Below are 23,152 nucleotides of genomic sequence, written 5' to 3' on the forward strand. Positions count from 1 at the left end.
TTATGACAAATTTTCAAAAAGAGATTATAAATATTCTCTCTGATTATGCATCAAAAAATCCAAATCAAAGATTTGGGCAGATGCTTTTCAATCTTGATATCAATAATTTTAAAAATGAAAAAAATGAAGTCAAAGATATTTATAATGACTCTGACGAAGAAATTTTAAATAGAATAAAAGAAAGATTAAAAAGATTAAATTCTGACATTAAAAACTGATTAATTTTTAGACATATTTTTTATAAACAATGGCAATCCACGACAAAAACATCCGCTTGATGCATATAGCAAGCTTTCTGAAAAGCAAACCCAAAGGTGCGAGCTTCAAAGAAATCTTAAAACATCTTGAGGAATTGTACCATAGAGAAAGTTTTCCAAAGGATTTAGCTTCCAGTCAGAAAACATTTGATAGAGATAAGAAATTGCTTTTGGAAATGGGAATTGAGATTAAGTTCAAGCGTTCCACGATGACTTATCAAGTCATTAATGATGAGTTTTCCGAAAGTTCTCAAACAATTTTTGACAATATTCTTTTGCTCAATGCATACAAACAAACGGAAAATAATTCCGGGATAATGATTTTTGAAAAGCAGTCTTCTCGTGGTTTGGAAAACCTAAACGGACTGCTCCACGCTATTCAAAATCGAAAAACCATCAGTTTCAATTATACCAAACATTGGGAGAATATTCCTCACAATAAAGTTTTGGAACCTTATGCTTTGAAGGAATTCAAAAATCGTTGGTATCTTTTAGCAAATGAAGTAGATGGCAAAGATTTCTTTCTCAAAACCTTTGGATTGGACAGGATTTCTGATTTTGAAGTCAATTCCAAAACCTTCAAAAAACAGGACGTTGATATAGACAAATTGTTTGTCAATTCATTCGGAATCATCTCAACTTTAGACAAAATTCCGGAGACAATTGTCCTTTCATTTGATTATGAACAAGGGAAATTTGTCAAAACATTACCAATCCATCATTCCCAAAAAGTTCTGATTGATAATGATTCAGAATACAGAATAGAACTGATTTTGGTTCCAACAGACGATTTCTACCACGAACTGCTCACGCACACAGGTAGAATGAAAATTATCTCTCCCGAGAATGTGAAGGATAAATATTTTGAGTTTATCAAATCTGCTAAAAAGTAAAGCCAAAATTGTTTATTACTTAGTTTAACACAATTATAATTAATTCCCAATTAAGCTGCCTTCAAATAATATCTTTTCCCTATTTTCGTTGAAAAAGGAACAAACTTTGTTGCTGCTCTGACTTCGACAATGATTTGTCAGTCTGAGGCTCTCGAAGACGATGAACAAAGTTTAAGAAAATTCAATCATCAATGAATTCAAAAAAGATATTAATAGCTTCGTTGTTATCGCTTTACGGATTTTCCGAAGCACAACAATCTCAATATTTTACTCAAAAAGAAGACTATCACTTTGGTCTGGCAGAGAATCTCTACAACACCAAAGTTTACAATGCTTCCCAATACGAATATTCCAACCAATATTTTTATAATAAAAGTCTAAGCAATTCAAGAAAAGAAGCATCATTGTTTTTCAGCAATGTGATAGGTGTGATTTTGCAGCAACAATATGCAGAAGAAGGCTTGAATGCTTTTATGAAAGAATATCCTAAGTCGGCTTATTTTGCTCAGGCGAATGGACCTTTGGCAGATTATTATTTGGCTAAAAAAGACTTCGAAAAAGCATTGGAAACTTTGCAGAACGTGAATCAATATCAGCTGAGCAAAGAAGAAAATACACAGCATATTATGAAGCTGGGTTATGCCAAGTTTATGACTGGAGATTCGGCTGGAGCAATTGAAGCGTTGGAAGAATCTTACAAAAATGCGGATGAAAATAGCAAACCTGCCATTTCTTATATGTTGGGACATCTTTATTATGCAGACAAGCAGAATGATAATGCTTTTGTTTACTTTGACCAAATCAAGAATAATGAAGACTATGCGCATCTGGTAAGACCTTATTATGTGCAGATGTATTATAATCAGAAGAATTATGATTTAGCAATTTCCGAAGGAAACGAAATCCTGAATAACGGAAAAACCACAGCTTACGATACAGAAATCCACAAGATAGTAGGAGAGAGTTACTTTATGAAAGGTGATTATCAGTCGGCTTATCCGCACTTGAAATTATTCTTGGATAAAGAACAAACACCTTCTGAAACTGACCTTTATGAGATGGGATTTGTTTCTTCTCAAGTGGGGAAAAATGCCGAAGCAGTTGGTTATTACAATCAATTGATCAACAGCAATTCTCCTTTAGCACAAAACGCTTATTATCAGCTTGGAAATGCTTATTTGCAAAACAATCAAAAGCAAGAAGCGCTTTCGGCTTATCGTAATGCGTCTCAGATGAACTATGATGCAAAAGTTCAGCAATTAGCTTTGGAACAATATGCAAAATTAGGTTACGAATTAGGTAATCCATTTGAAAATTCATCAAAAGTAATTCAGAGATATTTGGATAAATATCCTAACTCGAAAAGCCAGGAAATGAGGTCGCTTTTGGTCAAATCTTATTTGTATTCCGGAGATTATAAAGCGACTTTGGATGCCCTTTCAAAACTAGACAAGAAAACCAATGAAACTAATAAAATAGAGCAGGAGGTTTCCTATCTTTTAGGTTCTGAGGAATTCAACAAAGGAAATTTTGACCAAGCCGAATCTTATTTTCTAAGAAGTTTAAAATTCAATTTAAACAAAGATTATTACAAGAAAGCTAAATATTGGTTAGGACAGACTTATTATCAAAAAGGTGATTACAAATCCGCCATTGCTGTCTATATAGAGTTAGAAAACGAAACTGCAGAAGGTTTTCCGGAGCGTGAGCAACTGGATTATGATTTAGGTTACGCTTATTTCAAGTCCAAGGATTTTGCTCAGGCTCAGGAATATTTCAAAGAATATCTGAGATTCCCGAAACAAGAATTTAAAGCAGATGCGGAACTGCGTTTGGCTGATACTTATTACGCCAATAATCAGTTGAATGAAGCTTTAGAAATTTACAACAAAACCGAAAATGCCAGCGATTACACTTTGTATCAAAAAGCTTTGGCTTTAGGTTTCAAAGGTGATACAGTTGCAAAGATTTCTGAACTTAAAACCTTGATTTCAAAATATCCAAATTCAGAATATGTGGATGATGCGAGTTATGAAATAGGTTCTGCTTATGCACAGAATGATGATTTTAGTAATTCCAATTCTTACTTTGATAAAGTTATCAAATTAAGTCCAGACAAAGATTTGGTGGCAAATTCTCAGATTTACAGAGCTCAGAATTTAATTGATTTGAATCAGAATGAAAATGCTATTGCCGAATTTCGACAATTGGCAAATCAGTATAAAAACACAGCTTATGCAGACAAAATTGTTGCAGCTGCGAAACCTGCTTTTGTGAAAAACGGCGATGTTGCAGGCTATGAACAATTTGCAAAAGGTCTGAATGTGAATGTGTCCGGAACAGAAATCAGTGAAATCAATCTGAATCTGGCACAGGATAGTTTCTCGAAAAAAGATTACACAAAAGCGGTTTCTTATTACGAAAAATACCTTGACCAAAGTCCAAGCGGAGACAATCTTTTCAAAGCGCAGTATGAGCTGGGCGAAAGTTATTATCAATTGAAACAAACGGATAAAGCATTGCTTCCTTTGCAAAACGTTGCTGACTTCCAAAATGATTATCAGCAGGAAGCTCAAGTGAGATTAGCACAGATTTATTTGGCTCAGGATAAAATTGCTGATGCGAAAAAATATCTGGAACAGAATGCTAACTCAACCAACGTTACAATTAAAAACTTTGCTTCAGTTGAGTTAATGAAAATCTATGCGGACGAAAAGAACTTTGCTGAAGCTGAAAAATATGCAAACGCTGTAATTTCTAACACGAAAAATTCGGCAGCAACTTTGGAACAGGCGAAAGTCATCAAAGCAAGAAGTCTGATGCAGCAAGGAAAAGATAAAGATGCGCAAACAGCTTATACAGTTTTGGAAAAATCTTCTAATACGGAAGTTGCTGCGGAAGCTTTATACGCAAAAGCTTTTTATCAAAATAAAGGAAAAGCTTTCAAATCGTCTAATGAAACCATTTTCAAATTAGCGAACAATTATGCTTCGGAAGAGTATTGGGGTGCAAAAGCTTTGGTGGTAATGGCGAAAAACTATTTGGCTCTGAAAGATAATTACCAGGCAAGTTATACGGTGGACGAAATCATCAATAACTATGGCGATTTCCCAGAGATTGTTACAGAAGCAAAAGAAGTAAAAGCACAGATCAAGAAGTAGTTTTAATGCATACGTCACTTCGAGTAGATTTTGTAAAAATCGTATCGAGAAGTTTTCTACAAAGGTTCTCGATACAAAATTATTTTCCATTTCATTACAAATAATTTCACTCGAACTGACGAACGTTTTAATTTAATAATAAGAAATGAACAAACTAAAATATATCGCCGTTTTGGCATTTTTGGGAACAGTCGGAATCTCGGAATTAGGAGCTCAAATCAAAGAAGAGCAATTGATTCTTAACAGAAAACGTGAGCCAGAAGTCAAGAAAATCGAAAAGAAGAAAACTTCTGTTGTTCAGGAAAAAAACTATCCGCCGGATAATAAGAAAAAGGAAGATTCTCTTAATCTGAAATATGATATTGTGAATGTTCCGCCAGTTTCGGACTTCAAAACAACCGAAATCCAAGGCGAAGATATCTCTCCAAAATTCTCAAATGATTATCAGTCTAATTATTTCAGATTGGGTTATGGGAATTATGGAAAGTTTCTGGCTGATGCTAATGTTGCAGGTAAAATCCAGGACAATGTCGAAATTGGAGCCGACGTTCATTATCTTTCTACAAGCGGTTTGAAGAAAGAATACGATTGGTCTTCAAAGCAGAATCAAGCTAAGATAGGCGGTTATGCTAATATCTATACAGTAAAAGGTAAGTTTAATATTGATGCCAATTACGCTTTTAATAATTATAATTATTATGGAATTTATGCTCTAACACCGCCAAGTAATGATGTTGATTTGGAGCAAAAAGTGAATAAATTCAGCGTTAATGGTTATTATGATCATTATTCCAATGATATTCTCAATAACGTTCGTGTAAAATCATATTTTCTAAATGACCATTTTGGAGCAAGTGAAAATTACGCCAATGCAGAATTGAATTTATCAAAGCACGATTTTGCAGTAACAGATGGCGTAACAGCTAACGGAGATTTAGGAATCAATCTGGAAACAGTTAATTCTAAATTTGATATCCTGAATCAGAACACCAATAATCAATTCAATTTTACATTGTCGCCAAAAGTGACTTTCTACAAAGGCGATTCTTATTTGTTGATTGGTTCTGATTTTAGTTTTCTTAATTCTAAAAATTCCAGCAATGTAACCGATGAATCAAAGAATAACAAATTCTATTGGTTTCCAAAAACAGAAGTTTTGGTTGCAGCGGCGGATGAATTCAAGTTTTATGGAGGAATTGACGGCGGTTTGAAATTGAATACTTATGGAAATTTATTAGACGAAAATCCATTTTTGATTTCTGATTTGGTTTTAACACCAACGGAAACTAAATATCATTTCTATTTCGGTTTGAAAGGCGATGTTGACCAGACTTTCAAATATGACGTGAACGCAGGTTTCAGCAAAGTGAATAATGCGCAGTTTTTTGTAAGTAATCCATTGTTCTATTTGCCTACTCCGAATCCGCTGGGTGTTGATCTGAATCTAGGTAGAAATGGATATGATTACGCGAATACTTTCAGTTCAATCTATGATAATGGAACTTTGATGGAAGTAAAAGGAGATTTGCAAGTATTTCCAATGGAAAACTTGACTGTGGATGCGGGTTTGCATTTTATGAAATATAAACTCGACAATCTGGAAGAAGTTTATTACAAACCATTATTTCAATTCAATCTTGGCGCAAAATATACAATGCTGGAAAAGAAACTGAACCTTGGTTTCAAAGCTTATTTTGTAACAGACAGAACATCTAATTCTTATTCTGTTGTAACAACTTTTCCAGCGTTCAGTATGCAAGAGAATGTTAATGAGAAAGTTGGCGGTTATGCAGATATTAATCTTTCTGCAGAGTACAAAATTCACAAAAATTTCAGTATTTTCGCACTCGGAAATAATCTTCTTGGCGCCAAATACCAGAATTACCTAGGCTACAAAGTTTTGGGTGCGCAGGTTGTAGGAGGTGTTAAGATTACATTCTAATTAGAAAATGGCTTCGTAGTTCAACTGGATAGAATGGCGGATTTCGGCTCCGTTGGTTGGGGGTTCGAATCCCTCCGAGGTCACCAGTACCTTTTAAAGTCAAACAAAGCCAATAGATTTCTATTGGCATTGTTATTTTAATTCCTGTTTTCTCTTTTCTAATATTTGTTCAAAGTGTAGTAATTCTACTACGGTATTTTTAGTTGTGTGGTTCTATCTTTGGTATAATAAAAGTAAGGAACACAATAACACACAATACAATATATTAACAATTAAATTTTAGAAATCATGGCAAACAATTCAAGAGCCGTATTAAAATTCAACGGCGGATCAGAGCAAAAAATTCTTAAACTGAATTATGGTGTATCAAGAAACACGGATGTTTCCGGTAGAGTTGCATCAGACCCTTCCAATGCATTGATCAAAATCACTGTGGAAGCGACTGAAGATTCAGGAATTTTGGAAAGTTTACTGAATGGGAAATACAAACCAACTTCAGGAGAAGTCACTTTCAACAAGTCTCACGAAGAAGGAACTTTGACAACTCTGAAGTGGGAAAATGGATACGTTATCCAGCACGAAGTAGATTATGATGCTCTAAACGAGGACAATATGTTCATCAGTTTTGTAGTAAGTGCAGAGAAAATCGATTATGGCAACTCAGCTTATGATGGCGTTTGGCCAGGTGCAAAATAATCTTTTTAGATTAAACACAATTCTCATATTAACACAAGTAATCCTGATAAATTCATTTGTCAGGATTGTTTATTTTATAAGAAATTATTCTTTTTTCAAAACCTGCCAATCTTGGTTTAGAAAACGTTTGCTTTTGATATAAACATTTGAATTTTATGTTTTGATATAAAAAACGATTGTCTTCAATATTATCTGTACAAATTCCTTCATCAGTATAAGATGCTATTAAAAAATCCTTATTTTTGGTGAGTTGGTATTGTCCTTCTCAGTAAGCATCCTCAGATATGTCAGTCTGAATTCTTAAATTCATTTTTTTATTATTTTCAAAATAAAAATTGAAGTTTATCTTTATAGTTTCTCCTGAAATTAAACTTTCGACATAGGCATTAATGGAATATATTCCTGCCATTGGAAAATCACTTTTGTTTTCATTGACTGGCTTTTCTATACTATTTGCAGATTTGCCGAAATGATAAAAATTTTCTAGTCCCACATTTTCTTCGGATAAGTACTCGATAGGTAAAGGACAATCAGATATATGAGGTTGTTACCGGAAGAAAAACTTAGATGTCTACTTTGGAAGGGCGGATGAAGTCCTCAAAATAAGACAGCAGATAAAATCTGAAACTTTGAAAAGAAGAAAAAGAGAATATTACAAAACTAAAATGGTCCAAATATAATTTTTTTTCTTTAAAAGCAAAAAAAATGTTTTTATCGACTATATTTGAAAACCGAAAACACTATTTAAGGAAAAGTCCACTTTCTTTTGAAGACATACAATCCGCCTGTAGTTTATCCTGAGCTAGTCGAAGGGCTCTAATCCACTCAAGTCGGGCTAAGATTCAAGCTAAAATCTCCATTTCAAAACTGAAATGGAGGTTTTAATATCATTGATAATTCATCATTAACAATTAAAGAACGTCTCTGATTTCTTCATTTTTCTGGAAAGTAGCTTTTGCAAAAGGACAAGACGGAATGATTTTCAAGTTGTTCTCTCTTGCAAATTCTACAGCTTTGTAAACCATTGCTTTCCCAACGCCTTTTCCGTTATAAGCAGGTTCAACTTCTGTGTGGTCGATAATGATTTTATCATCTCCAGCCCAAGAATAAGTCATTAATCCAGCTTTTTGTCCGTCAAATGTCGCAGCGAATTCTCCTTTAGTTTCCCAATTATGTTGTGTTATTTCTAGCATTTTATTTGATTTTAGTTAAAACTTCTATGTCGTTGGTTAATATTTTATGAACTGGAGAAGCGATTTCGACAGCGTTATATCTGTGAGTATCCATTAGATTTTATTTTTAAAGTTTTCGATTTTAGAATGTAGCTCATTTAAAAGTTGAGGTTCAATAACGCCATTGTCCGAATCAAAATTTTCATAGAATTTTGGAAGAGAAAAAGTTTCTTTGATATCGGCTCCGAATTGTGGAAAAAACTTATGAGCTTCAGCCATTACATTTCCACCGCCGTAACCACCTGGAGAAGTCGTCATCAAGAACATTGGTTTATCCTGAAAAACTTTCATATTGATTCTGGAAGCCCAATCAAAAATATTCTTGAAAGCCACACTGTAAGAACGATTGTTTTCTGCCAAAGAGCAAATGATAACATCAGTCTCTTCAATGTTTTTTAAGAATCTGTGTGCTTCTTCTGGAAATCCATTTTTCTCCAAATCAACAGAGAAAACAGGCATCAGATAATCATTAAGATCAATCAAATTAATGTCTTCGTTTGGGAAGCTTTTCAAAACAAATTTTACAAGTTGTTTATTAATAGAAGTGGAAGAGTTACTTCCTGCAAATGCAAATATTTTCATAGTTTGAGATTTTTATAAAGTTAATCATTTTTTGATTTCAAAATTATACAAACCAAAAATGCTGTAAATTGATTTAGGATATTTTAGTAAATTTGATATACCTGCAACAAAAAATCCTGCAAAAATTAATTCACAGGATTCTCGGGTTAAATAACTAACTATATGTTTATAACTCAGTTTCGTTTTTTGTATAGGATATAAGATCCGACATTTTATTGAATTTTGAAGCTTCACTTTTAGGTAATGTTCCTAATCTGTAATAGAAGCTTTTCATTCCTTTTTTTGTGTTGATATTAATAATCATATATAGTTCATAATTCCTCTTTCTATCTTGTAAAACATTACCTTTTGCAGAGGAACTTCCAGAACCGGATGATGATTAGCTGAAAGTGGATGTCTGTATTTTACATATAAAATATGTTCAGAAACTTCCAGTGAGAAAGTTTTCAGTAGTGTAATTCTCCAGATTGAAAACACAAATACAATCCGGAAAATGCCATATAAAGTTGCCTTATCTAATATTAAAAACTTTGTGGCGAAAACCAAAAAAAATATATCCAATATCAGAAGAAAGAAAAACCCATACATTGCGATTGCAATTTCTTTGCGGTTATTTACTTTCATCGTTTTATTTTTGTTTAGATAGATTGATTTTTTCTTAGTCTGAAGTTTTGTTTATTGTGTTTTTTTCTTTCGGTTCCATTTCGTGTTTTTACTAATTTTTGCTTTCAGTCATTGTGATTGACATAATTTACAAAAATAAAAAATCTCACAATAATATGCCTTTATGAAACTATTTTTCATATATATATAATTGTATAGCAGATTTTGTTGGTCTTTTATAGGGATTTAATAAAAAATCCTGCAAAATTGGATTTTACAGGATTAAATTTTATAGTTTTTGTGAGCTATTACAAAGTTTTGAATTGCTCCAGCATTCTGATATCGTTTTCAAAGAACATTCTGATGTCGCTCATTTGATATAGAAGCATTACGATTCTCTCTATTCCCATCCCAAAAGCATATCCGGAGAATTTATCAGGATCGATATTGACGTTTTTAAGAACCGCAGGATCTACCATTCCACAGCCCATAATTTCTAACCAACCTGTTCCTTTTGTGATTCGGTAATCGGTTTCAGAATTCAATCCCCAATAAACATCTACTTCCGCACTTGGCTCAGTAAAAGGGAAATAAGAAGGTCTCATTCTGATTTTCGATTTCCCAAAAAGTTCAGTTGTGAAAAACTGAATGGTTTGTTTCAAATCTGCAAAACTTACATTCTCATCAATATACAAACCTTCAATTTGGTGGAAGATACAATGTGAACGTGAAGAAACTGCTTCGTTACGGAAAACTCTACCTGGAGCCAAAATTCTCATCGGCGGTTCATTCTCTTCCATATAACGAATTTGAACAGAAGAAGTATGCGTTCTCAACAAAACATCAGGATTCTGTTCGATGAAAAACGTATCCTGCATATCTCTCGCCGGATGATATTCTGGAAGGTTAAGTGCCGTAAAGTTATGCCAATCATCCTCGATCTCTGGTCCGTCTGCAACAGCAAAACCTATAGATTTGAAGATGTCAATGATTTTATTTTTAACTAAATTGATTGGATGACGGGAGCCCAATTCCAAAGGAAAAGCAGGTCTTGTAAGGTCTTCTTTTTCAAGAATGATTTTGCTTTCGGAAGATGTTTTCAGTTCCTCTAGCTTTTCATTCACGGTATTTCTTAAGACATTGATTTTTTGTCCAAAATCTTTCTTTTGCTCATTAGGGATTTGTTTCAATGCGTCGTAGAAATCATTCATGATTCCTTTTTTTCCATTGAATTTTAAGCGGAACTGTTCTATCTCATCCTTTGCAGAAGACTGGAAGTTTTGTACTTCTAACAATAGGTCATCAATTTTCTTTAGCATTATTCTTTATAAAAAATAGATTGCAAAAATACGATTTTTAAACCAAAAATTCCATAAAAAAATCTGCCTTTTATGAAAGCAGATTAATTATAATTGTAAGCTAAAAGCAAAATGCCAATTGCAAAAAGTTATTTATTTTCGATAGCTTTCACTTTCATCTGAACATTGATTTCATTTTTAATCAAACCTTCAGCGGCAGGCATTTGAAATTTGATTCCGAATTCATCTCTGTTAATATCTTTTGGCTCTGTTGCAATGCTCAACTCGCCATCTTTAACTTTTACATTAGCGTTGAAGCTTGCAGGCTTCGTAATTCCTTTAATAGTTAAGTTTCCATCAAGAATTGTGTTGTAATCGCTTCCTGCAACACCTTCTGTAACTTTAGTGATTTCATAAGAAGCAGTTGGGAATTTTGCAGTGTCAAAGAAATCAGCGCTTTTCAAATGTCCAAGAAGTTTTCCATTAGATTCAGAATCTTTCAAATCTTCATTGGTCAAAGAATTCATATCAAGTACAAATTGTCCACTTTCCAGCTTATTATCTTTCACGGTTACTTCGCCGCTTTCAAACTTCAAAGCACCGATATGGCTTGTGTTATCAGACTTTATTACTTTAAAACCTTTCCATTCTGCTTTACTGTTAAGTGTATCTACAACATACATCTGTCCGTCTGTGGTAGTCAAAACTTCATTACTTTCGCTGGTTACAGGTTTATCTTTACCACAAGAAATGACAAAAACCGAAGCAGAAATCAATAAAAATGCGACTATTAAAGTTGTCTTTTTCATTTTAAATCTTTTAAATTATAACTAAATTTGTGTTTTTGCTAAAATAATAAAATTATCACGACTTCAAACTACTAATTTTACAAAATGCTTTTAGAAGTTAAAAACCTATATTTCAATTATCAGACCGATAAACCTTTATTCCAAAACTTAAATCTCAATGTAGATGAAGGTCAAATTATCGCTTTGGCGGGCGAAAGTGGCTGTGGAAAATCAACTTTATTGAGTTTGATTTATGGTTTGATGGATTGGCAGGATGGACAAATTATTTTTGATGGTGGAAAACTCTTTGGTCCAAAAGCAAATCTTGTTCCCGGTGAATCTCAAATGAAATTTGTCGCACAAAATTACGATTTGATGCCTTATGCAACGGTTGCTGATAATGTTGGAAAATTCATTTCGAATATCAATTTAAAATCGAAAAAAGAAAAGATCGAGGAACTTTTGGATATTGTTGGCTTGACAGATTTTGCCAAAGTCCTGCCGAAAAATCTAAGTGGCGGACAACAACAACGTGTCGCAATTGCTCGTGCTTTGGCTATTCTTCCGAAGATGCTTTTGTTAGACGAACCTTTCAGTAATCTGGATTTTTCCAGAAAATTTGAATTAAGAGATAAATTGTTCAATTATGTAAAGCAAAATAATCTAAGTCTTTTGATTTCGACGCATAATTTGGAAGAAGTTTTGCCTTGGGCAGACAAAATTGTCGTTCTGCAACAAGGACGATTGATTCAAAATGATTCTCCGAAAGAAACTTACGAAAATCCTTACAACGATTATGTAGCGAAGCTTTTGGGAGAAGTTAATATTTTTACAGAAGAAGAAAAAACTCAATTCAATCTTTTCAAAAAACATTATTTCCCACATCAGATAAAAATTGCTGAAAGTGGAGTAGAAGCAACTGTTTTAGAAAGTCTTTTTGCAGGTTCGCATTACCGAAATAAACTCAGAATTAATGATAAATCAATTGTTGTTTATTCTCAAAATTTACTTTCTGGAAACGTCTTTTTAGAATTCTAAATTCTATACTTTCAAATTTGTTGATAAAATATTGATAACTTATACATTTTCAGTTTGTTGAATTCTGGAAATTTTCTAATTTTGCTAAACGAAAATATATAGGAAATTTTTGGTTAATTCTCTTTCTGCCCCTAAAGACCGAAATTAGCATTCGCAATCAAAGTCTTTGAAAGTTTACCCTGCCAAAATTTTCCTTTTTTTTGTTTGGCACTGTAAAAGGCTTCGACTCCGCTCAGCCTGACATTTAGTATTTAAAATTGTCATACGGTGCGGAGTCGAAGTGTTTTATTTATAGAATTTTTAAGCCTTCTTTACAAACTCAGATTTCAAAGCCATAGAACCGAAACCGTCAATTTTGCAATCAATATTATGGTCAGAATCTGGTCTTAGTCTTATGTTTTTAACTTTAGTTCCTGCTTTTACTGGTTTTGGAGCACCTTTTACCGGTAAATCTTTTATCACAATTACAGAATCTCCGTTTTGTAATTCTTTCCCAAGAGAATCGAAAATTTTGCCTTCTGCTGAAACTTCCGCAGGATCCCATACGTGGAAACATTGAGAACAAACTTGTAGATTATCTTGCTCGTAAGTGAATTCGGATTGGCATTTTGGACAAAGAATAGTGTCGCTCATAGTTTTTAATTTGAGGTGCAAAGGTAAGATTAATACGTTTATCCTGAAATGAGATAATTCATAAGGCATAAAATTTAGTATTAATCATTTATAATTCATCATTAATTTTTAGATTTGTGCGCAACTAAAATAAATCTTCCTTTTAAAATGAAAAAAACCGCTTTATACAATAAACACGTTTCTCTAGGCGCTAAAATCGTTCCTTTTGCAGGATTCGAAATGCCTGTTCAATATTCAGGAGTTACAGAAGAGCATTTTGCTGTCCGCGAAAAAGCGGGAATTTTTGATGTGTCTCATATGGGACAATTTTTCATCGAAGGCCCTTCTTCAAAAGACTTGTTGCAGTTTGTAACATCGAACAATGTTGATGCTTTGGAAAATGGAAAAGCGCAATATTCTTGTCTTCCGAACGAAACTGGCGGAATTGTAGATGATTTAATTGTTTATAAAATCGAAGATGATAAATATTTTGTAGTTGTAAACGCATCCAATATTGATAAAGATTGGAATCATATTGCGAAATACAATGAAAAATTCGGGGCGAAAATGACGAATGCTTCGGATGAAATGTCGTTAATCGCCATCCAAGGTCCAAAAGCAACGGAAATTCTTCAGAAATTGACTGAGACAGATTTGTCATCCATTCCATATTATCATTTCACAGTTGGTTCTGTAGCTGGTTTTTCGGATGTGATTATTTCCAACACAGGTTATACAGGAAGTGGGGGATTCGAAATTTATTTTGATAATAAATATGCTGAAAAACTTTGGGATTCTTTGACTGAAGCTGGAGCTGAATTTGGAATGATTCCTTGCGGATTAGCTTCCAGAGATACTTTGAGATTGGAAAAAGGGTTTTGTCTTTACGGAAATGATATCGATGATACAACTTCTCCGCTAGAAGCGGGATTGGGTTGGATTACAAAATTTGATAAAGATTTTGTGAACAAAGCATTCTTGGAAAATCAAAAAGCTGAAGGAGTTTCAAGAAAATTAGTAGGTTTCGAAATGCAGGAAAAAGCAATTCCAAGACACGATTATGAAGTGGTTGATGCGGAAGGAAACATCATCGGAAAAGTAACTTCCGGAACAATGTCTCCAATGAAAAAAATCGGATTAGGCTTAGCTTACGTTGATAAACCAAACTTTAAACTAGGGTCAGAAATTTTCATCAGAATCAGAAACAAAGATATTCCTGCGAAAGTGGTAAAATTACCTTTTGTTTAAATAGGTTTTACGATAATAGACTGATAGATAATAGAAAAGCGTTCAAATTTTGAACGCTTTTCGTTTGTGTAATTTTTTAAGACAAACTAGAATGTTTTTCATCTATTTGTCTATTATTTAAAAGTCTCAAAAACTATTTCAAATACTTAGTAATACTCTCACTCATTGGATTAGTTTTACTTTCAAAATTATCAATGATGTTGCCTTTTTCATCTAATAGAATTTTAGTAAAGTTCCAGCCGATAGTTGTGTTTTTTACACCGTTTTCTTTTTTATCAGTTAGGAATTTGTAGATAGGAGCAATGTCGTCACCTTTTACAGAAATTTTAGCAGCCATTGGAAACTGAACGCCATAATTTCTTTGGCAGAAGGCCGCAATCTCGTGATTAGCTCCAGGTTCCTGTCCGCCGAAGTTGTTTGCTGGAAAACCTACCACAACCAATTTGTTCTTGTATTTTTCATAAAGTTTTTCCAAATCAGCATATTGAGGTGTAAATCCACATTCTGAAGCGGTGTTGACAACCAATATTTTTTTTCCTTTGAATTTAGAAAAATCAATGGTTGAACCATCCAAAGCTTCTACTTTGAAACTGTGTATTGATTTTGCCTGAGCCTTATTTTTTGAAAATCCGAAAAGTGATAGCATAATAATAAATAAATATTTCATATAAAGTTATTTAAATTTTTTTAATGATTATATGCAATCGCCACTTGGTCCAAATTTCTTTTGAAGATTTGTAAACGGCGATGTCATAAACATAATTTAAAAATCAAATTTAAAACAAGTTTGGGAATTAAAGGTTAATTATCATTTATCATTTATCATTTATCATTTATCATTTATCATTTTTTTTAAATAAGTCCACATTCCAATGCTTTCTTTATAAGTTCTGATATTTTTGTACAATTTGTTTTTTCGAATATGTTCCTGCGATGGGTTGTTATAGTGTGGTATGAGACTTCCAATTGTAAATTAAATCTTTGTGGAGTTTGTGTTCAAGTACTCGATTCATAATAAACAATATCAAAAAATCATCGAAAATCAAAAATGAAGAGAAAAGACTTTATAAGCTTTTCAGGACTGGGATTTTTGGGTTTATTGCTTGCGGAACTTCAAATCTTATGAATAACAGAAAGCCTTTGGCTATTCAACTTTACACAGTTCGGGATGCGGTTTCAAGCAATTGGAAATCTACGGTTATGATGAAAATTCTTCGGGAAAACCAGAACAGAAATTCGAGAACCTCAGCCCAACAATGCTGATATAGAATGCCACTCTACGCATTTTGACCTTGCAGGAAAGAGTTCACTACCAGGTTCTTTACTTTTAGATTAAGTCTTATTCTATCGTGGTTGTAATAATTAATGTATTTTTTTATTTCTTGAAAAATTCCATCAGGTCCATATAGTTTTTCTGATTTACACCGTGTCCAGACATATATTCTCTAAATGAAAAATAAGCACTCAAATCATATAAAAGGTCGGCCGCTTTTCTTCCCCATTCCAAAGGAATCACAGCATCTTCTGTTCCGTGCGAGATGAAGAAACGCATGTTTTCGTATTTCTTTTTATTCCTATCGATGTTTTTCAGAAGTTTTTCCTCAGGATAAGAACTTAGACAAGCCACTTTCGAGAACAGATCTGGATATTGTAAAGCCAAAGAATAAACAATCATTCCACCTTGGCTGAAACCACAAAGATGCGTTTTGTTATCCGTCAATCCGTATCGGTTTGTGACGCTCATAATGTTTTCCAAAACGAGTTTTACCGCTTCGTTTGCTTCATTTTCTTCTACGAAATTTTCAGCATTATTGAAATCAATATCAAACCAAGCATAGCCTCCATAACTGGAATTTTTCGGCGCTCGGAAACTGATAACCAACCAATCTTCCGGCAAAGTTGGAACAAAACTGAAAAGGTCTTCTTCATTACTTCCATAACCGTGAAGCAAAAATAAAACGGGCGTTTCTGGGGTGATATTTTGAGGTTCTCTCACGAGATATTGTAAATCCATTTTGCAAATATAATTAACAGATTTCAGAATTTTGAAAAGTTTTTATCTATAAGTTTTGTGTTGCTATAAAAACCGTATTTTAGCACCACGAAAAATTTCTAAAATGGACAAAATACCTAGTGTAGACCTGCGTGATTTCCTTTCGGACAACCCGGAACGCAAACAGAAATTTGTAAATGAAATCGGAAAAGCTTACGAAGAAATTGGTTTTGTTGCCCTAAAAGGACATTTCCTAGACGACCAACTCGTAGACGATCTTTATGGAGAAGTCAAAAACTTCTTTCAATTCCCAACAGAAACTAAACTAAAGTATGAGATTCCCGGAATTGGAGGACAAAGAGGTTATGTTGGTTTTGGGAAAGAAACTGCAAAAGGCTTTAAAAAAGGAGATTTGAAAGAATTTTGGCATTTCGGACAGTACGTTTCGGATGATTCAAAATACAAAAGCGAATATCCTGACAACGTCATTGTAGAGGAACTTCCAAAATTTAATGAAGTAGGTAAAGAAACTTACCAAATGCTAGAGAAAACTGGGAAATATGTTTTGAGAGCTTTGGCTTTGTATCTTGGTCTTGATGAGTTTTATTTTGATGATAAAATCGCGGAAGGGAATTCTATCCTTAGACCTATTCATTATCCTCCAATTACTCAGGAACCGGATGATGCGGTAAGAGCTGCTGCTCACGGAGACATCAATTTGATTACGCTTTTGATGGGTTCTCAAGGAAAAGGTCTTCAGGTTCAGAACCATAAAGGTGAATGGATTGATGCGATTGCAGAACCAGATGAGTTGATGATAAACGTTGGCGATATGTTGTCAAGACATACGAATAACAAATTGAAATCTACGATTCACAGAGTGGTCAATCCGCCAAGAGAATTATGGGGAACTTCAAGATATTCAATTCCATTTTTTATGCATCCAGTAAGCGATATGCCTTTGAATGCATTGGGAAATTGTGTGGATGAAAATAATCCGAAACTATATCCAGATGCAACAGCCGGAGAGTTTTTAAGAGAAAGATTGATTGAATTAGGTTTGATAAAAATCTAATTGAAATTTATATTTAAAACAAAAATACCGTTGAGTTTTCAACGGTATTTTTTTATTCTGATTTGTAAAATCATTTCTACAATCAAAAAAATAGGCTAGACAAAATGCCTAACCTAAATATTTATTTTAAAATCAAATTTCTCTTTTTACAACTGCTACTGGATTCAGTTTGATTAATTTCATTTTATCCAAAAGAATCATAATGCAATAAGTAACGTCTATTTCGTGCCATCTCACGCCTCCAAAATTTGCTCTTCCGCCGTGTTTGTGATGATTATTATGATAAGCTTCTCCCATCATCAACCAATCAAATCTTAGAAGATTTTTGGAAGTATCAGATACTTTGAAGTTCACATAACCGTAGATGTGACCAAACCAATTGATGATTACACCGTGGATTGGCGCCATCATATAAGCAACTGGCAACAAAAACCATTGCCACCAAGCAGTTGCGAAGAAATAAAAGAATAGCGTGTACAAAACAGCCCATCCAATTCTGGAACCCCAAGAACTAGCGAATCTGTCAAAAGCTTTCCATTGCGGAACATTTTTGGTGAATTTGTCTTCTATTTTTGCTTTTTGCTCGTTGATTTGTTGGTAGATTTTTTTCGTTCTCCACATCATTGCAAAAAGATTCGCATCGTATTTTGGGGAATGTGGGTCTTTTTCTGTATCTGCATATGCGTGATGCAATCTGTGCATTACTCCATAACCATAAGCGGAAAGATAGTTAGAACCTTGTGTAATCCAAGTTAAAACATAACATAATTTTTCGCCAAATTTTGACATCTTAAACGTTTGATGCGCTGCATAACGGTGAAGGAAAAATGTCTGAAAAAATAATCCGGAGTACCAAAGTACTATGATAAAAATGATAACTGCCATTTATAAAAAAAATGTAATTGAACTAATTAATTATTTGTGAATTTAGATTCCTTTTACAATGAAATAATTTTTCTTTCCTTTTTGAAGAAGTAGAAATTTTCCATCAATTAAATCACTTTCTGAAACCGAATAATCTTCGCCAACTTTGGTTTTGTTAACGGAAATAGCGTTTCCGGTTAATTCTCTTTTAGCTTCGCCTTTAGATTTTAAGAAACCTGTTTTTTCTGATATTAAATCAACAATATTGCTTCCAACTAATTCAGAATTTGCAACTTCTTTTTGTGGAACACCATCAAAAATTTGAAGGAATAATTCTTCGTCAAGACTTACCAAATCCTCTGCTGTAGATTGTCCGAAAAGAATTTGAGAAGCTTTCAAAGCTTTTTCATATTCTGCTTGTCCGTGAACCCAAACGGTTACTTCTTCCGCCAGTTTTTTCTGAAGTTTTCTTTCGTGAGCTGCGGTTTTATGTTCTTCAATCAAAGCTTCGATTTCTTCTTTTGGAAGGAAAGTGTAGAATTTGATGAATCTTTCTGCGTCGTCATCAGTTGCGTTCAACCAGAATTGATAGAATTTGTAAGGCGAAGTTTTCTTAGCATCTAACCAATAATTCTCACCACTTTCAGACTTTCCAAATTTGGATCCATCCGCTTTTGTAATCAAAGGAACTGTTAAAGCGTAAGCTTCACCTTGTGCTTTTCTTCGGATTAATTCTGTTCCGGTTGTGATATTTCCCCACTGGTCAGAACCTCCCATTTGAAGCTTCACACCATCGTTTTGGTAAAGATGAAGGTAATCATAACCTTGTAAAAGCTGGTAAGTGAACTCGGTAAAACTCATTCCGTCAACTCCAGAATCTCCGGAGAAACGTTTTTTCACAGAATCTTTTGCCATCATATAATTCACAGTGATGTGTTTTCCAATATTCTTAGCAAAATCCAGAAAAGTGAAATTCTTCATCCAATCGTAATTGTTGACAAGAATGGCTTTGTTATCGCTTTCACCATCAAATTCTAAGAATCTGGATAATTGATTTTTCAGACAATCCACATAATAGAGTAGTGTTTCTTCGCTCAAAAGATTACGTTCCGCAGATTTTCCGGAAGGGTCACCAATCATTCCTGTTGCACCTCCGATCAAAGCAATCGGCTGATGACCGTGCTGCTGGAAATGGGCAAGAATTTTGATTTGGATAAGGCTTCCGATATGCAAAGAATCCGCAGTTGGGTCAAACCCGATATAAGCTTTTGTCATTTCTTTATCCAGTTGTTCCTCCGTTCCCGGCGTCATATCAGAAAAAAGTCCGCGCCATTTTAGCTCCTCTATAAATGCATTCATTATCTTAAAAAATTTCGGGCAAAGATAAGAATTACAAGTTGTAAATGGGTTTAACTTTTAAAATTGTTAAATGTGAAATGATATTTAGTTTCGGTTAATTGTTTTAAATTCATAATATATTATTAATAAATCATTATAATGATTTATATCATATTTAATCTGTGTTGTCGATAATTATCCCTAAGTTTGTCGTTAACACACGACTGAAGAAGGCGATTATAATGCAAATGAGCTAAAATGTATAAAAATTTAAGTGAAAAAGTTTGTCTAATTCTTACTTTTTTTTTCTGTTCTTTAATGTATTCACAATTGAGACCGACAGTCATTTACGGTGATTACAATACTTATTGGACTTCCCAAAATAACTCGGCAACTTATGTTACTGCACAAGATACCACTGGCTGTTTATAACGGGAATATGTGGAGTTTTTGGAGTTATTAATAATTTCAAAACTCGTATTTTATTTTTTTTCTAAAGTTGATTTGAATATTTATCACGTAACTTTGCACGCATGAATCAGGATACTATTTGTGCGCTGGCAACGGCTAACGGAATTGGAGCGATTGGAATCATCAGAGTTTCGGGAAATCAATCTTTTGAAATTGTCAATAAGATATTCGAAGGGAAAAATCTGGAAAAAGTAGATTCTCACACGGTTCATTATGGTTTTATTAAAGATGAAGATGAAACGATTGATGAAGTGATGATTTCTGTTTTCCACGCACCGAAGACTTTTACGACAGAAAATTCCGTAGAAATTTCTTTCCACGGTTCGCCTTATATCGGTAAAAAAATTCTTGAAGCCTTAATTAAAAATGGTGCAAGAATGGCGAAAGCAGGAGAGTTCACAATGCGCGCGTTTATGAATGGCAGAATTGATTTGTCGCAAGCTGAATCTATTGCTGACCTGATTGCTTCCGAAAATGAAGCGTCCAGAAAAGTAGCCCTTAATCAATTAAAAGGTGGAATTTCGAACGAAATTTCATTCCTGAGAAATGATTTATTGAACTTTACTTCATTAATTGAATTAGAACTTGATTTTGCAGAAGAAGATGTTGAATTTGCCGATAGAACAGCCCTTAAATCCTTGCTTTATAAAATAGAAGATAAACTGAACTCTTTGATTGAGAGTTTCCAGTACGGCAATGCAATTAAAAATGGAACAGCAGTCGCCATTATCGGAAAACCAAATGCTGGAAAATCTACGCTTCTTAATGCGCTTTTGAAAGAAGAAAGAGCAATTGTAAGTAATATCGCAGGAACCACTCGTGATACGATTGAAGAAATTCTCCATATCAAAGGTCATGCTTTCCGATTAATTGACACGGCCGGTTTACGCGAAACTGCTGACGAAATTGAAGCAATTGGTGTGAAAAAAGCTAAGGAAAAAGTGGAAAATGCTGAGATTTTGGTATATCTTATTGATTCACAAAGTGAAAATTTAGATGAGGATTTTCGTTTGCTTTTAGAGATTGAAAGAGAAGACCTGCATATTATTGTTTGCTTGACTAAAACTGATTTGGATGATAAAATAAACAGTTCGCATTTTCTAACAAATCTTATAGCAAATTTAAAAAATGAATTTTCGCTTTTAAGTATTTCAGCCAAAGAAAATTGGAATATTCAGGATCTTAAAAACGAATTGTCTTCCTACGTAGAACATTTGAAATCTGAAGAAGGTAATGTTGTAATCACCAACCAGCGTCATTACGAAGCTTTACAAAAATCCCTGAATTCCGTTAAGCAAGTGGGTGAAGCAGTAAGCTCACAGATCACGACAGAACTTTTGGCTTATGAACTTCGTAATGCTTTAGAATATCTTGGAGAGATATCAGGGGAATTCAGCAACGACGAGGTCTTGGGGAATATTTTCTCGAAGTTTTGTATCGGGAAATAAATTAGCTTTTCTTTGATTTCTTTTTCTGTCTTTTAGTTGACTATCAGATATTTATATAATTTTTATTTTCTCTTTTTGGAGTTTATTTATATATTTGTACACCTGGTGTACACCTTGAGCTACTAAAATTAGCCACGAGGTGTACAAATGTACACCTCAAATAAAATGTATGAATATCACTTTAAAACAGAAAAATTTAGCTGATGGAAGGATTAGTCTTTTCATTGAGTATTACAAAGGTTCTTCCACCAATGTACAAGGAAAAAGAATTCATTTGCGGGATTTTGAGTACTTGAAACTATATTTGCACCCCGATCCTAAAACGCCCAAAGAAAAAAAAGAAAATAAAGAAGCTATGGCTCTTGCCGAAAGTATTTTGGCAATCAAAAAAGCTGAATATGTCCAAGGACGTTACGACTTAAAAGATACGGTGAAAAGTAAAAGAACTTTTTTAACATATTTTGAAGAGTTGACAGATGAAAAACGATTGCAAGATTCTTCTAATAATTACGGCAACTGGTATTCTACTTTGCAACATCTAAAAAAAATCGTTTCAAAGAATATGACTTTCGATGAAATTGATGAAAAGTTTGTCAAAAAAGTTCACCGATATTTTGAAAAGGACGCTCTCACCAGAAGTGAAATTCCACTTTCTCAAAACTCAAAGTATTCTTATTTCAACAAGTTTAAAGCTGCACTTCGAAATGCTTTCGATAATGGATATTTGACGATAAATTATGCTTCAAAAATAAAATCGTTTGAACAAGCTGAAAGCCAAAGAGAATATCTGATTTTTGATGAACTACAACGATTAGCAAAAGCGGAATGTAAATATCCGGTTTTGAAAAAAGCTTTTCTTTTTTCGTGTTTATCCGGATTACGTTGGTCGGATATCAATACTTTGATTTGGAAAGAAGTTCGTGATGAAGGTGATATTTCTAGAGTCAATTTCCGACAAGAAAAAACAGAGGGTGTAGAATATCTTTATATTTCAAAACAAGCCAGAGAATTGTTGGGTGAAAGACAAGATCCGCAAGAAAGAGTTTTCAAAGGTTTAAAATATGGAATGACCTACAATACAGAAATTATCCGCTGGTGCAATCGTGCTGCGGTTCCGAAACATATTACTTTTCATTCAGCCCGACATACGAATGCTGTTTTACTTTTGGAAAATGGTGCAGATATTTACACAGTTTCCAAAAGATTGGGACATCGAGAATTGAGAACTACACAGATTTATGCTAAAATTGTTGATAGCAAAATGAAAGAAGCTGCTGAGATTATTCCGGAACTGAATATTGAGTTGTGAAATATTTAATTTATAGAGTAAGTATGAGACAAATGAGGCCTGGAATGTGAAATATTCGATAGATAATCGATTTATTTCCGATTATCTGTTTTTATTTTTACATTATTATTGAGAGTGCTAGTTCTGATTGGGTAAAATAGAGCATTTCCGAAGCAGAGTTCAAAGAGTTGTTAACGGAGCGAACTGGCAGACATTTGCATAGTTTTAAAGCTGGTATATAGATACTTACAACCAAACAGATTTATGCAAAAATTTTGTATAGCAAAATAGAAAAGTTGTCAGAGATTATTCCGAAACTAAATAT

General features: G+C 33.7%; 23 protein-coding genes and 1 tRNA gene. 11 read left to right on the forward strand and 13 right to left on the reverse strand.

Annotation, left to right across the window (positions count from 1 at the left end; all coding sequences use genetic code 11):
- Positions 1–2 precede the first annotated feature (2 nt).
- The 6 genes from V7P73_RS08615 to tssD all read left to right on the forward strand — a co-directional run bounded on the left by V7P73_RS08615 (position 3) and on the right by tssD (position 6,949).
- On the forward strand, positions 3–218 hold the full coding sequence (locus V7P73_RS08615; protein WP_333852740.1) for a hypothetical protein: 216 nt from the start codon (positions 3–5) through the stop codon (positions 216–218).
- A gap of 29 nt (positions 219–247) precedes the next feature.
- Positions 248–1,150, forward strand: coding sequence for a WYL domain-containing protein (locus V7P73_RS08620; RefSeq protein ID WP_333852742.1), 903 nt, complete (start codon positions 248–250; stop codon positions 1,148–1,150).
- A gap of 191 nt (positions 1,151–1,341) precedes the next feature.
- Entirely contained in the window at positions 1,342–4,311 is a 2,970-nt protein-coding gene (locus V7P73_RS08625; protein ID WP_333852743.1) for a tetratricopeptide repeat protein, read from the forward strand.
- Positions 4,312–4,456: 145 nt separating this feature from the next.
- Complete coding sequence (locus V7P73_RS08630; RefSeq protein WP_333852745.1) at positions 4,457–6,253, forward strand: TonB-dependent receptor; 1,797 nt, start codon at positions 4,457–4,459, stop codon at positions 6,251–6,253.
- A 9-nt stretch (positions 6,254–6,262) separates the two neighbouring features.
- A tRNA-Arg gene (locus V7P73_RS08635) sits at positions 6,263–6,339 on the forward strand.
- A gap of 202 nt (positions 6,340–6,541) precedes the next feature.
- On the forward strand, positions 6,542–6,949 hold the full coding sequence (gene tssD, locus V7P73_RS08640; RefSeq protein ID WP_333852747.1) for a type VI secretion system tube protein TssD: 408 nt from the start codon (positions 6,542–6,544) through the stop codon (positions 6,947–6,949).
- A 265-nt stretch (positions 6,950–7,214) separates the two neighbouring features.
- Here the strand turns inward: tssD and V7P73_RS08645 are convergent, their stop codons facing one another.
- From V7P73_RS08645 to V7P73_RS08670, 6 genes are all read right to left on the reverse strand, one after another.
- Positions 7,215–7,442: a hypothetical protein gene (locus V7P73_RS08645; RefSeq protein ID WP_333852749.1), complete on the reverse strand. Its 228-nt coding sequence runs from the start codon at positions 7,440–7,442 to the stop codon at positions 7,215–7,217.
- A 418-nt stretch (positions 7,443–7,860) separates the two neighbouring features.
- Entirely contained in the window at positions 7,861–8,142 is a 282-nt protein-coding gene (locus V7P73_RS08650) for a GNAT family N-acetyltransferase (protein ID WP_333852751.1), read from the reverse strand.
- A gap of 93 nt (positions 8,143–8,235) precedes the next feature.
- Complete coding sequence (locus tag V7P73_RS08655) at positions 8,236–8,763, reverse strand: NADPH-dependent FMN reductase (RefSeq protein WP_333852753.1); 528 nt, start codon at positions 8,761–8,763, stop codon at positions 8,236–8,238.
- Positions 8,764–9,063: 300 nt separating this feature from the next.
- Positions 9,064–9,387, reverse strand: a complete 324-nt coding sequence (locus V7P73_RS08660) for a hypothetical protein (RefSeq protein ID WP_333852755.1) — start codon at positions 9,385–9,387, stop codon at positions 9,064–9,066.
- Positions 9,388–9,674: 287 nt separating this feature from the next.
- Positions 9,675–10,685, reverse strand: coding sequence for a phenylalanine--tRNA ligase subunit alpha (pheS, locus tag V7P73_RS08665; RefSeq protein WP_333852757.1), 1,011 nt, complete (start codon positions 10,683–10,685; stop codon positions 9,675–9,677).
- Positions 10,686–10,813: 128 nt separating this feature from the next.
- The gene (locus V7P73_RS08670; RefSeq protein WP_333852759.1) at positions 10,814–11,473 is read right to left on the reverse strand and encodes a YceI family protein; all 660 of its coding nucleotides are present in this window, start codon (positions 11,471–11,473) and stop codon (positions 10,814–10,816) included.
- A gap of 84 nt (positions 11,474–11,557) precedes the next feature.
- Here V7P73_RS08670 and V7P73_RS08675 point away from each other — a divergent pair, with 84 nt between their 5' ends.
- Entirely contained in the window at positions 11,558–12,490 is a 933-nt protein-coding gene (locus V7P73_RS08675; protein ID WP_333852761.1) for a sulfate/molybdate ABC transporter ATP-binding protein, read from the forward strand.
- A 300-nt stretch (positions 12,491–12,790) separates the two neighbouring features.
- Here V7P73_RS08675 and V7P73_RS08680 read toward each other — a convergent pair whose 3' ends face one another.
- Positions 12,791–13,123 (reverse strand): zinc ribbon domain-containing protein YjdM, encoded by a 333-nt coding sequence (locus V7P73_RS08680; RefSeq protein ID WP_333852763.1) that lies wholly within the window; start codon positions 13,121–13,123, stop codon positions 12,791–12,793.
- Positions 13,124–13,270: 147 nt separating this feature from the next.
- Between V7P73_RS08680 and gcvT the strand changes: the two genes are divergently transcribed.
- On the forward strand, positions 13,271–14,350 hold the full coding sequence (gene gcvT / locus V7P73_RS08685; RefSeq protein WP_333852765.1) for a glycine cleavage system aminomethyltransferase GcvT: 1,080 nt from the start codon (positions 13,271–13,273) through the stop codon (positions 14,348–14,350).
- A gap of 133 nt (positions 14,351–14,483) precedes the next feature.
- On the opposite strand, the gene V7P73_RS08690 is transcribed toward gcvT, so the two are convergent.
- From V7P73_RS08690 to V7P73_RS08695, 4 genes are all read right to left on the reverse strand, one after another.
- Positions 14,484–14,996 (reverse strand): glutathione peroxidase, encoded by a 513-nt coding sequence (locus V7P73_RS08690; RefSeq protein ID WP_442896965.1) that lies wholly within the window; start codon positions 14,994–14,996, stop codon positions 14,484–14,486.
- Between the two features lie 206 nt (positions 14,997–15,202).
- Positions 15,203–15,316: a helix-turn-helix transcriptional regulator gene (locus V7P73_RS13965; RefSeq protein WP_442896962.1), complete on the reverse strand. Its 114-nt coding sequence runs from the start codon at positions 15,314–15,316 to the stop codon at positions 15,203–15,205.
- Positions 15,317–15,627: 311 nt separating this feature from the next.
- The gene (locus V7P73_RS13970; RefSeq protein ID WP_442896966.1) at positions 15,628–15,792 is read right to left on the reverse strand and encodes a hypothetical protein; all 165 of its coding nucleotides are present in this window, start codon (positions 15,790–15,792) and stop codon (positions 15,628–15,630) included.
- Positions 15,726–16,364, reverse strand: a complete 639-nt coding sequence (locus tag V7P73_RS08695; protein ID WP_333852769.1) for an alpha/beta hydrolase — start codon at positions 16,362–16,364, stop codon at positions 15,726–15,728. Before V7P73_RS08695 ends, V7P73_RS13970 begins: the two co-directional genes overlap by 67 nt.
- Positions 16,365–16,467: 103 nt before the next feature.
- On the opposite strand from V7P73_RS08695, the gene V7P73_RS08700 reads away from it, so the two are divergent.
- On the forward strand, positions 16,468–17,418 hold the full coding sequence (locus V7P73_RS08700; RefSeq protein WP_333852770.1) for an isopenicillin N synthase family dioxygenase: 951 nt from the start codon (positions 16,468–16,470) through the stop codon (positions 17,416–17,418).
- A gap of 132 nt (positions 17,419–17,550) precedes the next feature.
- Here V7P73_RS08700 and V7P73_RS08705 read toward each other — a convergent pair whose 3' ends face one another.
- The gene (locus V7P73_RS08705; RefSeq protein ID WP_333852772.1) at positions 17,551–18,303 is read right to left on the reverse strand and encodes an acyl-CoA desaturase; all 753 of its coding nucleotides are present in this window, start codon (positions 18,301–18,303) and stop codon (positions 17,551–17,553) included.
- A gap of 42 nt (positions 18,304–18,345) precedes the next feature.
- Entirely contained in the window at positions 18,346–19,641 is a 1,296-nt protein-coding gene (gene tyrS, locus V7P73_RS08710) for a tyrosine--tRNA ligase (protein WP_333852774.1), read from the reverse strand.
- Between the two features lie 512 nt (positions 19,642–20,153).
- Between tyrS and mnmE the strand changes: the two genes are divergently transcribed.
- Together mnmE and V7P73_RS08720 are read left to right on the forward strand one after the other, a co-directional pair.
- Positions 20,154–21,539 (forward strand): tRNA uridine-5-carboxymethylaminomethyl(34) synthesis GTPase MnmE, encoded by a 1,386-nt coding sequence (gene mnmE / locus V7P73_RS08715; protein WP_333852776.1) that lies wholly within the window; start codon positions 20,154–20,156, stop codon positions 21,537–21,539.
- A gap of 169 nt (positions 21,540–21,708) precedes the next feature.
- Positions 21,709–22,848 (forward strand): site-specific integrase, encoded by a 1,140-nt coding sequence (locus V7P73_RS08720; RefSeq protein ID WP_333852777.1) that lies wholly within the window; start codon positions 21,709–21,711, stop codon positions 22,846–22,848.
- Positions 22,849–23,152: the final 304 nt, after the last annotated feature.

It is taken from the genome of Epilithonimonas sp. (assembly GCF_036780765.1).
In the GTDB taxonomy this organism is placed as follows: Bacteria; Bacteroidota; Bacteroidia; order Flavobacteriales; family Weeksellaceae; genus Epilithonimonas.

Coding starts and splice junctions, on each gene's coding strand:
- V7P73_RS08615 (WP_333852740.1), top strand. CDS start 3: ATGACAAATTTTCAAAAAGAGATTATAAATATTCTCTCTGATTATGCA.
- V7P73_RS08620 (WP_333852742.1), top strand. CDS start 248: ATGGCAATCCACGACAAAAACATCCGCTTGATGCATATAGCAAGCTTT.
- V7P73_RS08625 (WP_333852743.1), top strand. CDS start 1,342: ATGAATTCAAAAAAGATATTAATAGCTTCGTTGTTATCGCTTTACGGA.
- V7P73_RS08630 (WP_333852745.1), top strand. CDS start 4,457: ATGAACAAACTAAAATATATCGCCGTTTTGGCATTTTTGGGAACAGTC.
- tssD (WP_333852747.1), top strand. CDS start 6,542: ATGGCAAACAATTCAAGAGCCGTATTAAAATTCAACGGCGGATCAGAG.
- V7P73_RS08650 (WP_333852751.1), bottom strand. CDS start 8,142: ATGCTAGAAATAACACAACATAATTGGGAAACTAAAGGAGAATTCGCT.
- V7P73_RS08655 (WP_333852753.1), bottom strand. CDS start 8,763: ATGAAAATATTTGCATTTGCAGGAAGTAACTCTTCCACTTCTATTAAT.
- V7P73_RS08660 (WP_333852755.1), bottom strand. CDS start 9,387: ATGAAAGTAAATAACCGCAAAGAAATTGCAATCGCAATGTATGGGTTT.
- pheS (WP_333852757.1), bottom strand. CDS start 10,685: ATGCTAAAGAAAATTGATGACCTATTGTTAGAAGTACAAAACTTCCAG.
- V7P73_RS08670 (WP_333852759.1), bottom strand. CDS start 11,473: ATGAAAAAGACAACTTTAATAGTCGCATTTTTATTGATTTCTGCTTCG.
- V7P73_RS08675 (WP_333852761.1), top strand. CDS start 11,558: ATGCTTTTAGAAGTTAAAAACCTATATTTCAATTATCAGACCGATAAA.
- V7P73_RS08680 (WP_333852763.1), bottom strand. CDS start 13,123: ATGAGCGACACTATTCTTTGTCCAAAATGCCAATCCGAATTCACTTAC.
- gcvT (WP_333852765.1), top strand. CDS start 13,271: ATGAAAAAAACCGCTTTATACAATAAACACGTTTCTCTAGGCGCTAAA.
- V7P73_RS08690 (WP_442896965.1), bottom strand. CDS start 14,996: ATGCTATCACTTTTCGGATTTTCAAAAAATAAGGCTCAGGCAAAATCA.
- V7P73_RS08695 (WP_333852769.1), bottom strand. CDS start 16,364: ATGGATTTACAATATCTCGTGAGAGAACCTCAAAATATCACCCCAGAA.
- V7P73_RS08700 (WP_333852770.1), top strand. CDS start 16,468: ATGGACAAAATACCTAGTGTAGACCTGCGTGATTTCCTTTCGGACAAC.
- V7P73_RS08705 (WP_333852772.1), bottom strand. CDS start 18,303: ATGGCAGTTATCATTTTTATCATAGTACTTTGGTACTCCGGATTATTT.
- tyrS (WP_333852774.1), bottom strand. CDS start 19,641: ATGAATGCATTTATAGAGGAGCTAAAATGGCGCGGACTTTTTTCTGAT.
- mnmE (WP_333852776.1), top strand. CDS start 20,154: ATGAATCAGGATACTATTTGTGCGCTGGCAACGGCTAACGGAATTGGA.
- V7P73_RS08720 (WP_333852777.1), top strand. CDS start 21,709: ATGAATATCACTTTAAAACAGAAAAATTTAGCTGATGGAAGGATTAGT.